Source organism: Flagellimonas yonaguniensis, from assembly GCF_029193885.1.
Lineage (GTDB): Bacteria > Bacteroidota > Bacteroidia > Flavobacteriales > Flavobacteriaceae > Flagellimonas > Flagellimonas yonaguniensis.
The window spans coordinates 337,983-351,782 of the sequence record NZ_JARFVB010000003.1 but is presented as its reverse complement, the minus strand read 5'-3'; the positions used below and the strand labels follow the sequence as shown (position 1 = coordinate 351,782).

The 13,800-nt window shown below is 43.2% G+C and carries 14 protein-coding genes; 4 read left to right on the top strand and 10 right to left on the bottom strand.

The features are described from left to right. Nucleotide 1 precedes the first annotated feature (1 nt). The 8 genes from PY092_RS07980 to PY092_RS07945 form a co-directional block, all read right to left on the bottom strand. Nucleotides 2-289, bottom strand: coding sequence for a hypothetical protein (locus PY092_RS07980; RefSeq protein ID WP_275615317.1), 288 nt, complete (start codon nucleotides 287-289; stop codon nucleotides 2-4). Nucleotides 290-528: 239 nt separating this feature from the next. After that, nucleotides 529-1,587, bottom strand: a complete 1,059-nt coding sequence (locus PY092_RS07975; protein ID WP_275615316.1) for a nucleotidyl transferase AbiEii/AbiGii toxin family protein — start codon at nucleotides 1,585-1,587, stop codon at nucleotides 529-531. 27 nt (nucleotides 1,588-1,614) lie between these two features. After that, the gene (locus tag PY092_RS07970) at nucleotides 1,615-2,298 is read right to left on the bottom strand and encodes a DUF6577 family protein (RefSeq protein ID WP_313790214.1); all 684 of its coding nucleotides are present in this window, start codon (nucleotides 2,296-2,298) and stop codon (nucleotides 1,615-1,617) included. A gap of 140 nt (nucleotides 2,299-2,438) precedes the next feature. Next, complete coding sequence (locus PY092_RS07965; RefSeq protein ID WP_275615314.1) at nucleotides 2,439-3,101, bottom strand: P-loop NTPase family protein; 663 nt, start codon at nucleotides 3,099-3,101, stop codon at nucleotides 2,439-2,441. A gap of 1 nt (nucleotide 3,102) precedes the next feature. Continuing rightward, nucleotides 3,103-3,642 (bottom strand): hypothetical protein, encoded by a 540-nt coding sequence (locus tag PY092_RS07960; RefSeq protein ID WP_275615313.1) that lies wholly within the window; start codon nucleotides 3,640-3,642, stop codon nucleotides 3,103-3,105. Between the two features lie 2 nt (nucleotides 3,643-3,644). Next, complete coding sequence (locus PY092_RS07955) at nucleotides 3,645-3,923, bottom strand: helix-turn-helix domain-containing protein (protein ID WP_275615312.1); 279 nt, start codon at nucleotides 3,921-3,923, stop codon at nucleotides 3,645-3,647. A 282-nt stretch (nucleotides 3,924-4,205) separates the two neighbouring features. Further along, on the bottom strand, nucleotides 4,206-5,045 hold the full coding sequence (locus PY092_RS07950; protein WP_275615311.1) for an RteC domain-containing protein: 840 nt from the start codon (nucleotides 5,043-5,045) through the stop codon (nucleotides 4,206-4,208). A gap of 12 nt (nucleotides 5,046-5,057) precedes the next feature. After that, nucleotides 5,058-7,463, bottom strand: coding sequence for an aminotransferase class I/II-fold pyridoxal phosphate-dependent enzyme (locus PY092_RS07945; protein WP_275615310.1), 2,406 nt, complete (start codon nucleotides 7,461-7,463; stop codon nucleotides 5,058-5,060). A gap of 198 nt (nucleotides 7,464-7,661) precedes the next feature. Here PY092_RS07945 and PY092_RS07940 point away from each other — a divergent pair, with 198 nt between their 5' ends. The 4 genes from PY092_RS07940 to PY092_RS07925 all read left to right on the top strand — a co-directional run bounded on the left by PY092_RS07940 (nucleotide 7,662) and on the right by PY092_RS07925 (nucleotide 9,843). Continuing rightward, on the top strand, nucleotides 7,662-8,060 hold the full coding sequence (locus tag PY092_RS07940) for a DUF7793 family protein (RefSeq protein WP_275615309.1): 399 nt from the start codon (nucleotides 7,662-7,664) through the stop codon (nucleotides 8,058-8,060). Nucleotides 8,061-8,066: 6 nt separating this feature from the next. Continuing rightward, nucleotides 8,067-8,993, top strand: a complete 927-nt coding sequence (locus PY092_RS07935; protein WP_275615308.1) for a helix-turn-helix domain-containing protein — start codon at nucleotides 8,067-8,069, stop codon at nucleotides 8,991-8,993. Nucleotides 8,994-9,089: 96 nt separating this feature from the next. After that, nucleotides 9,090-9,539 (top strand): MauE/DoxX family redox-associated membrane protein, encoded by a 450-nt coding sequence (locus PY092_RS07930; RefSeq protein WP_275615307.1) that lies wholly within the window; start codon nucleotides 9,090-9,092, stop codon nucleotides 9,537-9,539. 58 nt (nucleotides 9,540-9,597) lie between these two features. Then, nucleotides 9,598-9,843, top strand: coding sequence for a DUF6520 family protein (locus tag PY092_RS07925; protein ID WP_275615306.1), 246 nt, complete (start codon nucleotides 9,598-9,600; stop codon nucleotides 9,841-9,843). Between the two features lie 116 nt (nucleotides 9,844-9,959). Here the strand turns inward: PY092_RS07925 and PY092_RS07920 are convergent, their stop codons facing one another. After that, entirely contained in the window at nucleotides 9,960-12,278 is a 2,319-nt protein-coding gene (locus PY092_RS07920) for a zinc-dependent metalloprotease (RefSeq protein WP_275615305.1), read from the bottom strand. A gap of 82 nt (nucleotides 12,279-12,360) precedes the next feature. Continuing rightward, complete coding sequence (locus tag PY092_RS07915) at nucleotides 12,361-13,800, bottom strand: RagB/SusD family nutrient uptake outer membrane protein (RefSeq protein ID WP_275615304.1); 1,440 nt, start codon at nucleotides 13,798-13,800, stop codon at nucleotides 12,361-12,363.

The window sequence follows — 13,800 nt, the reverse complement described above, 5'->3', positions numbered from 1 at the left end:
TTTAAACCACGATTCCAATGAGATAGGTAAAGATGCCCACTACGGCCCCGGCAATAAGGACAAATATCAAAACACGGGTGATGCCTTTTTTTAGGTCAGCGTTCTCCCCGAAGAAGTGTCCGGCATTGAACAGGAAGCCCACTAGGAAGATGACCCCAAGTATGATGGGGAAGATGGTCCGGATGGTGTCTGAAATGTCATTGACAGAATCCTCGATGCCCCCGATCTGGGCCAAAATAGAGCTGGAAATAAATAGAAATAGAATGGTGAAGAACAGTGATTTTCGCATATCGTAAACGCTTTGGGATTAGACGATTTTTGATATGGGAAAAGTACAATAGAAAAGGATTCAAATAACTGATAATCAGTTATTTGTGAATAAAATATATATTAGTTTAAGATGTGGCTATTTGCTGGGGTTTAAGCACGGATTTTATGAAAATCAGCAGGTTGATGTTAACTAAAGAAAAATTCAGGTATGCCAAGGTTCGTCAAAAATGTATTTTATGACTGGAACCCACGTGTAGATTATGATTTATTTTTTAGTTCTAAGGTTTTCCACCAATAGAAAAATGCTTCTGGATTGGTTTTCTTTAATTTGTTCAATCTTGTCTCATCGGGTTGGTCAATAGTCCAATCCGCAATTTCTTCTGGATTTGAAAAGCGATGAATTTCTTTAGCTTCCATTTTTATCAGGGCAGATACATATGCTGCTTTGGCGGCAGGAACCATAGCCCTCTCAAGATAAAAATTTTCTGAAAAAATATAGTTTTTGATGTTTTGAATCCCTTTCTGCAGCTCGGGAAATCGGCCTTTGCCGGATTTCCCTCTTGTTGCAATGACCATGGCGGTTTCCAATATATCCTCCAAGACTGCATCGTTAGATTCCTTTATATTCCTATAAGCAAGTTCTGTTTGGGCAAATCGATTAAAAACTGCTGAGACCACTTCGATATCAAGTACCATATCAAATAAGTTGCCGACATCGAATAATTGCTTGATAATTTCCACTTCTTTACCCCTACCATAAGGAACGCCGGTAGTATTTGGTGCAAAGGCAGTCAATTTATCTCCTAGAATAGCTTCGGCAGTGGGCACTTCCACATCTAAAGGATCATCTTTCAATTTTAGAAAAGGGGAATTAATTGGTATCATTTCTGTATGTTCCCCATAATGGCTTTCTTCAAAAAGTATGTCCAATAAAATATACTCTTGGTCTGAAGGTGCATTTGTTACTGGTTTATAATAAAACTTGTAATGGGCTTTTTCTATACTCGACGTTGTTTTCCGGACGTCCTCTTCATAACCAATAAAATCCGAGCTTTTGATCAGGGAATCAAAAATAGGGTTCAAATTCTCTGGCTTTTTTGCAACTATAATATCTATATCAATAGAAAATCTTTTCGGCTCAGGAAGCAGAAGCGTCAAGGCGGTACCTCCCTTAAAAAGAAATTCCAAGCTGCTTTTTTTAAGTTGTTCCAATAAATAAAGTGCACGCACTACTTTTTCCACCAAAATGGAATCTGACCGGTGCTCTCCAGCCTTATGATTTATCCATTCTTTTGTTAGCGACCCTGTATCTATCATTTTTCTATGATTTGGCAGTAATTAATATTAACTGCCGTTTCTTTGTAGGTTTATTAGCAATTCTACTTCAGCCTTTTTTGTTCTTCTATCTGCATATCTAAGCATCTTTGCTTTATTAATATTATATCGACTAAAAGCCGTTTGGTAAATTCTTTTCAATTCTGCACCTTGAAATGTGGAAAACAATTCTGGGTCACAATAGATATCCACCAACATTTTTTCCAAAGAACAGGTAGCCACCTTATCTACTTTATGAATTGGAGCCTCTGTAATAAGCGGTATAATGATAATGGGGCTTTTAGAATGAGAAACATATTTGTTCAATATGTCGCGGGAAGGATTAAGGAACACTTCTTTGCCCAAATCGTTTAGAGCATAGAATACCGATTCGGTAGCATCCCTCTCCACCTCCAATATGGTGTAAAACCTTCCTGGTTGGTGCAACATGAATTCGTTAAGCCACTTTGTTGTCCACAAACAGGTATCGATATATGGAAATTGATTGTGAATTTTACCAGCTAGGATTTTGAGCGACCTCGTAATTTCAGGAGTGTAGGTTTTCTTTTTTTTCTCCGTAAGTGAATAGATTCCTCTAGACTGCCTATAAAGAATACCTTCCTGAGTCAGTTTATACAACCTCCAATCAATTGTTGAACGCTTTACCCTCTCCTCAAATTGACTATAGAATTCAATAATATCAGAAACGGTGATTTTTTGTCCCTCGTCGAAACTCTTCTTTAGCGCATTGATATGTAGGGATTTATTGGCGATTTCCTGTTCTTTTATACAAATATACTAAAAACTAAGATTCGGCAGTAAATTCATATAATTGCCAAATCTTAGGATAAAAATTATACTCGTTTATCCTTACTCTTTTTATCAAAGGCCACCAAATTAAACAACTCCCGCATCCGAGAACGCACACGATTGCCATACCGTTCCTCCAGCTCCTGGGCATTGAGGTTGGTGGTGGCGTGGGTCTTGCGTTTGTCGTTGATATAGAGTTCGTGGCGGGAGAGCAAGATTTCGCCCAAAACATTGCAATCCTGCCCAAAGTGTCGTCCGTTGGGTTCAACACCCAAGTCATCAAAACAAAAGAACTGGGAATTTCCATAGTCCTCGATGGTCTTATAGCCGATATGGTTGAAGCCAAATACAATATTCCGGCAAGGGATGACCTCATAGGGCCGTTGGTGGGGGACAATGTGTTTCAATAGTTTCATAAGGCTGGTCTTGCCACAGCCCACGGGTCCTGAGAGAAGAAGGCCCTTATGGATGTCAACTCCCATTTGAGCGCAGCGCTCCTTGTCTTGAATAAAGTAGAGGCAGAGCTTATAGAGAATCTCTCGGTCTTCTCGGTGGATTTTGAATTTTTTCCCGAATAGAAGTTTTCCCTTGGCATCAAGATAGATAAGGATCTTTTCAAAATCGTAATGGATTTCCCTGCCCTTGAGAGTACCCAATGGATACTGGACAGCTCCTTCCGTGATGATATGTGGGGCATGGTACTTCACGTTACAGGGGCTCGTTGTAATTTTTGTGTTTCTTGGTCTTTAGGTTGTCCCGATATGGGACACTGGCCATCTGTTTGTCTCCGTTTTCCAAACCATCAGAATCCAAAATTTTAAAATCAGCCTGTTTGTTATTGTTTTTTTCCTTTTCCAAGGTTTGTATATGTTTGTTTATAGGTACCAGTGCTTGTCCATAGCTTGTCCCGATTTTGGAATGGCTTGGGTCCACCACTTGTCCAGGAGTTGTCCCAAAATCGAACATCTTGATACGGCTTCCCTTAAAAGGATTGTGGGATGGGGTATAGACGATGTAGCTCCAATGGTCTAGTTCCTTGATGCATCGATGGTAGGTGGATTTGGACCCGATCTTCGCATACTGCATAACTTCATCCCGGTTGATAAAGAATTCCGGTTTAAAGTAGTTGGTGTTCCAGAACTGGAACAGCGCCACATAAAGACTGATATGGGTTGGGTTCAGTCGGCTGTCTTTGGAGAATTGCCCAAAAACCCCATTGAGATGCTTGATGTAATTGACTTCTTCCAAACCTAGATGCGGTTACGGATCTTGTTCTGCTCCAATACTTCCATAATCTCATGGTACTCGTAATAGAGGACCCCGCCGACCTTGGTGTAGGGGAGGGTGCCGTTGATGCGCAGGTTCTGCAAGGTGCCAGGCGAGATGCCCAGCAATTCCCGGACCTCGTTGGATTTGAGCCATTTTTTGTTCGATTGTTTGTTTTGGTTTTCCAATAGATCCTTGATGTCCTCCAGCAGTTCAACTTTGAACTCCATGAGGTCTTCGGTGGTAATGATGGTCGCTCCCATAGTTTTTGAGTTTTTAAAAGGGCCACCGCATTACTGCCATTTCATTTGATGGCCCTTCCATTGATTTGACTTTCACCCACAAAACTGAAAAAGGTTTTTGGAAAAACTTCCCAAGGTGGGTCCCACCTTGGGAAAGATTTTTGCAACATAAAATTTGGTCACAAATGGAGGGATTTGCCACATAGCAATCAATTCTACTGCCTTGTTGGATAAAAAAATGAGCCCGAATCTGGCCCAAAACCAAAATTCCCAAGGTGGGTACCAACTTGGGAAAACATAAACTCACTCATCCAAGGATTCCATGCGCTGGTTAAGCAGTTCAATGAGCTTGTCCAAAAACCTTGTTTTACTGGTCTTTCGTGACCTTATCTCTATAAAGGTATGGTAGTAATTGCCCAGGTCGATATTGTAAAAATGTTCAAAATGAGAGGCCATTTCCTTGATATCAACAGTTCCTCCATTTATGGATTCACTGGCATGCAGCGCATATAACAGTTCGATCAGGTCGGTCTTGCTCCCTGTCCAGAATAATTTAGAGGGTTTTTCCATAGGTGTGTTTTTTGTAGGTTCGAGGGTATTGTTCAAATCGTCCACTTCCTTTCTCAGGTACACGATCAGCATATCATAGGCCATAATGGTTGCCACCGTACCATCTTGACAGGTGGAGAACTTATCGTCGATCAGAAAATGGAAGGATTCCAAGGGGAGTCGCAGGTCTCGGTTGCCGCGGACAAAGTATTGTTCATCCAAAGACATGGCACCGCGTCGGTAATAATTATAGAATTCCAAATTGTCATTGAAGAAAGCCTGTAACTTGTCAATCTGGTTCTGGAGATACTTTATCTGAGCGGCATTGTTTCCACGTGGGCGCTTGCTCTCAATACTGAAGAGTCTGGCGTAGTAGATGAGCTTACTAAAGATCTGGGGCTTGACATGCTTGAAAAAGTAGATTTCATCGGCTTGTGTGGCGAAGGTTTTTCCTGTAATCTGTTTTTGCAGCTTGCGGATACACTTCTCCACCAGCACAATGCCCTTTTCCGCCTTGAACAGCACATCTCCGTTCCCGCTTTCCAAGGTGTCCAATTGTCCCTCAAATTCCGATAGCAACTTTTGGTACTTCATGACAATCGACCATTAGTGCTGTCCTTCCATGATCCCGATCATTTCCAAGATGAAATTATCATTGGTCTGGAGGTAGGCGTATTTTTGCTGTGCCGTGGCTCCCAGTTTTCTCTTTTCAAAGGAGGCGGTCATCCCAAAATCGATTTTGGGCAGTTTGATCGCCAAGGCCCTTTCAATGGTCCGGTACAGCAATTGGCGGTAGGTGGCATAGGTTTCCAATAGGCCATAGTCCATGCCCACAAAGGCTGGCACATAGACAGCACTATGGTTGGTATAACAAAACATCACCCCGAGGATGGTTTTGGGTTTCCCTTTTGGCGTAAGAACGATAGATTCCCAATGTTCATTATCGTTCATGTGTTCAAACAGTTGGTCAGGAAATGAAAAGGTGTTCAGGCCGAGGTTCCGCTTTTGCACCTCCCCAAAGAAGCGTTTGAACTCCTGTATTTGGAAAGCATTGGCTTTGGAGATAGTTTTGGATTGAGTCAAGTCAAAAAACGGTTGGATGTCCTTCCGAAAATGCCTTCGGTTTCTGGATGACAATTGTTCAATATAGTTTTCCATAGTATCAATCCCTTTCAGGTCAATGGTACAGGAGTTGGGCATCTGCACCCGCAAAAACCCATGGCCATACAGTGTCTCGTTCCAAGTTGATTCTGCTTCAAAATCACGTAAAACAGTCATTTTTGCACCGAACTGTCCTTCCATTTTTTCCATAAGTTCCAATAGGCCATCCCTTGCAGCACCTCCCAGTTCATGGGATTTGTCCCAGTACAGGTGGTCCCCCTCCGTGAACAGGCAACCCAAGGACAGTACCATGGAGGTCAAATGATAGGGATTTTCTTTCCGTTCTCGTTCCATGGCGGCAGATATTTCTGCTTGGGCGAGCATGTCATCCTTCCAAAGGGATAGGGTCACAAAGGTCATCAGGATGGGAGTGTCATTGGAATCCTTGATGATCACATATCGGAACAACCAATTGTGTTCCTTACAAGCGTTTCCTTGAAATGCCTCTTCCAAAAATTGAAGCCCCTCGTAATCATAAACACCTTGTCCTCCCATATAGCGGTTCCACTGTTTATCATCTACCTGATCGATGGTGTTCAAAATTTCAATCTCCAGTTCGGTTGTCACCTGCGGTTCGCTTTGGACCTTGGGTTCCAATTTAAAGGCGTGGAAGACCCTTTCGGGATTCGTTTGGGTGTCTTCCAGGGCCAATGGAAAATGATGTTCCATCGCTTCCACCAACCCTTTGATTTCGTTCTTTTGGTTATGTCTTGATATGGTGATCCGAACCCCGGTGTTCTTGACCGGTACTGCTGGAAAGATGCCCAGATTGACATAGTAACCTTCACGCATCAATCGGTTCACAAAATTATAGCCGGTCTTGGGCATCCCGGTCCCAATGTAAAATACAGGAGATTCGTTCTGATCAATCAATGGCAGCTCTGTAGTGGAAAGGCATGCATTAAAATAATCGATGCGTTCCCGCAATTCTTGCTGAAGATCATAAATCTCTGGAGAAAGATGGATCTTGGCCGATGCAATGGCCGCACCGACTGAAGCCGGTTCCAATTGGGCCGAAAAGGTCAGGGGGCCACCAAAGGTCTTAATCTTATCATACACTTTTGGGTTGGAACAGGCCAACACCGCACCACTGGCCCCAAAGGTCTTGCTCAGTGTACCGAAGAGAAGAACATTTTCGGGTAGATCACCCAATTGTTCCAATACATATCCCGTTCCCCTTTTGCCCACCCAACTCATTCCATGTACATCATCAAAATAAAAATGTAATTGAGGATATTTCTGGGAAAGTGCCATTAATTCCTTTACTGGGGCATAGTCCCCGTACATGGAATAGATACCATCGGCCATATACCAGATGTGTCGTTTGGAATGTTGATACTTCTTTATCTTGTCCTCCAACATTTCCAAATTATTGTGGCGAATCATTTCGATGGGAACGCTCCTTGTCTTGAGCATCTTGGCGGCATTTTGTACACTCCAATGCACCTGATGGTCCAAAATAATCACATCATTATCATCCACGGCACTGGGGATGACACCCAAATGTCCCAGTGTACTGTTCTTGGTAATGACGATGGGCTGATCATACATCTCCCTGATACAATCTTCGAGTTCCCTGTAAAGGGGGTTGGAGATATAGGACTTGGAGAGCGGAAACTGGGTGCCGTATTTTTCTATGGCATCTATGGCAGCAGTCTTCAATCGGGAGTCCTGCTCTAGGCCCAAATAACCCGTGGTGCCGAAATGGTACAGTTCCTTTCCGCTGACTTCTATGGTCCTACCTGAAAAGGACTCGCCCCCGGCATAAAGGTGGAGTACCCCGGCTTGTTTTGCATCGGTAAATACTTCATGTACGGTGTTCAAAAAATTGTGGTGTTTGATCTTGGCCATTTTATTTGATTTTATTTGTGATAAAAAGAAACGGATTTTGTCAGTCAATGTGGAATGAAAACTTATATTAATCCCTTTCAGATAACAAATACTCCTTTTCAGATAACGATGTTCCCCTTATAAAATGGGGTTTTACCATTACAATTAATTGAATTGCAATATTTTTGTAAATTGACCGTGCTAACCAGTTTTCAGGAGATGAAAGAAACACATGAAAACACCTATGCCATATATCTGTTGACCGAAGATTTGTTACATATCATTTACAAGAAAGTGCCCTGTATCAATCTTAAGGCAGCACAACTGATTGTCAAGGATCGGATGGAATTACAAGAAGGCAAAGCGATGCCCGTGCTCTGCGATATACGGGAGGTCAGAAATATTGATAAGGCTGCCAGGGACTATTTGGCCTTGGAAGGTTCCCTTTGGGTAGAGAAACTGGCCTTTTTGATAGATCCGCCGGTTACGGACATGATCAGTTCCATTTATCTGGACACCCATGCCCAAAAGGTACCTACTCGACCCTTTACCAAAAAAGCGGAGGCACTGGCCTATTTGGGCATTAAGGAAACAGATGACAATGGACCCATTAAATAAAACTATATGCCAAACAGTGATGACTTTAGGGTGAAGCGAATACAAAAGATGCTCTTGGAAATGGCCAAGGGCAATTTCTTCTATTCCATTGAACCTTCGGACAAAAATGACAATATTGCCTCTTTGGTGGTCATGCTGAACATGGTCAATGAGGAAATAGGGGCCGCCTTTATTCATCAAGGTTTTGCCAACGCGCACAACACCCCTCAATGTGTCATCCAACTGTCCCTTATCTTGGATGGCCAAGGTCGAATTGAATTGGTCACCAACGGAACCTGCTCCCTATTGTCCTGTATGCTCAAGGACATTATTGGAAAACATATTACTGAATTCATGACCGAAAGGTCCCGAGCAAGATGGAACAAGAAGATGGCCAAACATTTGAAGCGGGAGCGGTCTGAAACGGTATTGCTCCTGGAATTCAGTACGAACGACGGTCTTTTGCTGGCCAAGGATTGTCAAATATCGGTCTACCAAGCATTGGACGGGAGCGGTCAAAAAATCCTCTTGAACTCCGTCTTTTTTTCCAAGGGGGAACCTTTTGAAACTGGACTTCCCAAAAATAAAATCAAAGTGACCAAGGGGATCAAGCAGTATAAGGTTACGTTGACCCCGGAGGACATCCAAATCATCAGGGATGTCCGTGACATGATTCTCAACAACTTGGACAAGGACCTTCCCACCTTGAAGGATTTGGCGCGTCAGAAGGGCACCAATGAGTACAAGTTGAAATATGGGTTCAAACAAGTATACGGTACGACCATTTTTAGATTTCTGATCAGGGAACGTCTTCGAATGGCAAGGACCCTGATCCAGCACAGCACCCATACCATAAAGCAAATTGTTCAAATGACAGGCTTTAAGAGCAAGACCCATTTTTCAAGGGCATTCAAGGATAAATATGGAATGTCTCCTACTGATTTAAGGTCATAAAAACCTAAAAATCATACATTTAATCCGTTTGAGATAACAAATACTCCCTTAGAGATACATTAGACTCCCGAACTTTGTCATATCAAATCAAAAGATATGTCAAACAAAGGAATCCACACTAAACTTGCTACTCTGTCCAGCCTTTTGCTGACCATCCTTTTCGTGTATACAGCGGTAAGCAAATTGGTCCATTTGGATCTCTTTCAATGGCGTCTGGAGCGGATGCCCTATGTTGCACCCTATGCTACCTTAATCTCATGGGGGGTGCCCTTTCTGGAGTTGGTCATTACTGGTCTATTGTGGTTTCGTAGATATCGAACCATGGCATTTTATGCCAGTTTTATTCTTTTGGGGCTGTTCACCATCTATATCATTATAGTTCTTAGGTACAGCGACTCCATCCCCTGTTCTTGTGGCGGGGTCATATCGGCCTTGGGATGGAAGGATCACATACTATTGAATATCACTTTTATGGTCTTTGCCTTATTGGGGATCCTGTGGTCGAAGAAACAATACAACATGCAATCACATCAAAATACTACGTAGTCACAGGGGAAGCCGAAAACCTAAAAAAGAGTAGGCATTAATTTTAATACCAAGTATTATGAAATCTTATTTTTTAAAACTTGTTTTACCGGCCTTCGCCATTTTGTTGGCGGTTGGTCTGGCCTTTGCCACCGAGAATGAACGGGTGGCTCAAGAGGCTCATTATTTTCTTCCTGGACAGGGTTGGCAAACGGTCATGGTTGAAGATGACTGTGGTGCATCAGGTAACGAAGCCTGTGAATACAATGGCATCCAGTTGTATTCAGAACGTGATTTTGGCAGTATTGCCCTGCGCAAACCTTGATTGGTTTTACACTCCATTAACCGAAAGGTGCCCCTTCCAGGGCACCTTTTTTGACTAACTCAAACATCTCCCATGCATTAGTGTTGGTATACTTTGCTAAGGGAAAACTCTTCAACTCAAGGGAGGATTGTGTTGATTTTTTGAAGGCATAAAAGCCAATGCCCATTCACTTGTGTTCGCCGTCCTTTGTTTACTTTCTTTTCCAATTTGGTTTTTAGTTCCAACAATCGCTCTGACAATAGTCCTTTTGCATAATCGGTATAGTCTATCAGCTGTGCATCTGAATTATAGACCGAAGTTTCGATATTTAGAATGGCACCCAATCTTTCAATATAGGCCATTTGGAGTTCCTGCATCCGTGGGGAGAGGTCCTTTTCGTTGTCCAGATTTGTGAATAGGCCTTCCTGTACTTTTACCAGAAACTGCTCCAATAGATTGTTGCCCATCAGCCCTTGCATATATTCCAATCGTTTGAGCCTTGGGGCCAGCAATAATTCGGTCATTAACTTGATTTGGTATTCTGAGACCTTATCAGGAAAGGTGGTATACCTCACCTTTACCATAAAATCGGGATCGGTCAACCACTTTGGTGGTTGGAATGCATTTTGAATCAAAAAATCAATGGCTTTTTCCTGCTTGCTCCATGCAATGGGGTCGAACATATTTCCAGGCTGCCCCAAGGATTTATATTGCAAGTCATAGCCACCGATGACCGAGGCAACATGCTTCATATGATCGTACCATAAAACAACGGATTTGTTGTACAGACGGAACAATCTTGCGTTGCCTTTTTCATTCAAGGTGGCACTGTGTATCATGGTGATGGCGCGCTCCACATTCCGCAGAGCCATGGAGGTACTGCGCACGGGATCGTGGGTCTCGACCACTTCATCTGTTCTGGCGGGGCCAATGACCTCAAACTGTGAGTCATTATAACGATACCAAGGAATCGAATCCTGTGAACGAATCATTGCCTCCAAAAGTTGAGATTCTTCCTCTTTGGTAGTACCTGATGGAAACTCCCGATAACCCCATGTTATGGAATAATGATCTGCAGGACCGACCTTGGGAATCAATAAGTTCGGAGGGATATTGTCCTTGGGTTGTGGAATACTATTGTGCCTGGTATAGTTCATGACACTTGGGGTATGGCCCATAGTGGTCAACCAGTTCGGATCAGTTACTTGATCGACACTATAACTGTACTCTCCATAATTCCCATCTTTAAGACCTAGGGCGTGTCCTGTTTCATGGGCTGTCAGTGCTTGGAACAACCGTCCGGTCAATTCATCAGGGAAGGGAAAGCTTCGAGCCCTTTTATCCAAGGGAGCTGCCCGAATAAAATACCTTTCCTCCAGGGTCTCTCGGGAAGCGTTCAAAAAAACATCCCCTTTTAAAATCTCGCCTGTTCGGTCATCTATTACCCATCGTACAGTACCACCGTACTCTTCTCCATCAGGGTTCCTGAAATATCGCTCCTGTCCCCAATAAACTATATTGGTATTAACACTGTATTTATCCCATTCACTTAAACTATCGGTTTCTATCACCCGTATAGCATCATTGAAGCCTGCAGTCTCAAATGCAGGCAACCATTCCTCGATTCCCGCTTTTACATAGGGGCGCCATTTTTTAGGAATTTCAGGAGACAACAAAAAGGTAATGGGTTTGATGGGGACACTGAGGTTTTTGTCTCTATATTTTTTATTCAGTCGCCACCTGATGATATTGGCCTTGCTATTATGGGTCCCCCTAACGTGGATGCCTTGAGGGATGCCCATGTAATCCTCATTGAAGTAACCCATTCGATAATCATGCGTTCTTGATTTCATGGGTTCGGGCAACGCTGAAAAGCCAAAATACATGGGAAAGGATACCTTTTCTTTTTTAGAGACCATTCCTCTTCGAACTTTGATGATTACCTCGTTGTCACGGTCTTTGCTATCCTCTACAAATGAGATATCAGGAATGGAGGGGCCAAAGGATACGCCAAGATTTTGGGGCCATTCGACAATCTTGTTCAAGATTAAATCGGTGATATCGATGCGGTATCCCTTGGATTCACTTTGTTGCTGTTCCAAGGGAAAAATAGCCAGTACATTGTCCATCAAGGTCCTGTCCGTTACCACGGGCAAAATAACCCCTGAAGTAGATGGAACACTAAGTGACTTTAATATGATATTATCCCTATGACGGGTCCATGCTATTTGCATATAGCTGTAGGACCTTCCTTTATTGCAGTTGAACAGTATGGGTTGGTCCAATAGATTATCGGGAATATTGAGGAATAATTGCTCCCCTACGATTTCCGTGGTAAAAAAAACAGGGCTGTGATCACTATCTAGGTTTGTTTTGATTTCCAAATTAATCGGGGAAGCCTCAAACTGCCCAAAGAATAGGAATAACAGCATAAGGGGTAACTTGATATGTTTCATCCTACATTATGTTTTACTATTGAATTGACCATTGAACAGGACCGTGTTGGAAGACAAGGTCCTGTTATTGGTGTTTTTTGTTTTAATAGCCTGCATTTTGCGGCAGTAGATTTGGATTGAGTTCCAATTGGGATTCTGGTATGGGTAGTACTAGATTCGTTTCATTCCAATTGGGCTTGATGGCTCCCAATAGGGTTCCCGCATTTCCGGTGCGTTTAAGGTCGAACCAACGATGTCCCTGTTCTGTAAATAGTTCCAGCTGCCGTTCTTTTAGGATAGCTTCCAACAGTTCAGTCTGGGTGTTCGCTTGCGTGGCAGCAAGACCTGCCCGCTCCCTGATACGATTGAGATCGTTGGCGGCCCCAATGAGATCTCCCAGACGGGCCCTTGCTTCTGCCCGGATCAAATACTGTTCGGCCACTCGGAACAAAATGGAATATTCCAAGGATTCCGTTTCATTGTAATCGGCCTTGTATTTATGGGGGTAGTAGAAGGTAATGGTGTTGTCCGTATCCGAGATGGGTTCGGTCCATTCCTCATACCTAAGGTCATTTTCTTCAAAAGACGACAACAGCTGTTCTGTAAGGGCATAGGTCTGACCCGGCACCAACTCAATGGTCAATGTGCCTCCTTCACTTGTATTGATGGGAAATTGATCATCGGCCTGTAGCTGCCAAATGGTTTCTGATGACGCTTTTAAGAATACACGGTCCAGATCCGTTTCCAATTGAAAGTTCTGTATGAGATCCGTTGCATAGGATACAGCCTGTGCCCAATCCCCGACGTACAAATGCATTCTGGCCAATAGCGCCTTGGCCGTATAGGCATCCGGAATGACCTTGTTGGACGTAACAGGTTCTTGGCCTTCCAAGAGCCCAACGGCTTCTTCCAAGTCCATAATGATATGGTCGTACACCGCAGATTCAGGCAATCGCGAAACCCTATTGTTCTCTTGATAATCCGTGGTCTGGATATAGGGCACGTCCCCAAATAGCCCAACCAATTGACTGTGCATGTAGGAGCGAATGAAAAGGGCCTCTCCCTTGAACCTGTTTCTTTCGGAATTGCTCAAGGCTTTGGATGACTCCTCGCCTTCAATGATGGCATTGGCGCCGTAAATCAGGTTATAGGCCTGGTTCCACCAAAGCTCCACTCGATTGTTGGTGGCAATGATATTGTGATTGTAGAATTGGGCCAGATCCACATTGAATCCATAATAGTCCAGTTCATCGGTATAAATGCCAAGGGTAGGGGTCAGGCCAAAGTTTCCCGATACCATGCCCTGCTCCCTCATGTTAAAGTACAGATTGGCCATTGCGGATTCCACCGTGGCAGAGTCCTCAAATACAGTCTCGGCTATGAGAATGTTCTGTGGCGGATCTACTTCCACAAAATCAGTGCATCCCGAAAGCAACATGCATTGCAGGATAAGGATGTGATAGGGTCTAAAGAAAATAGTGTCTTTGATAAGGGACTTTATCGTTGTCCTTTTATGATATGTTGTTTTATCTATTTTTTTCAT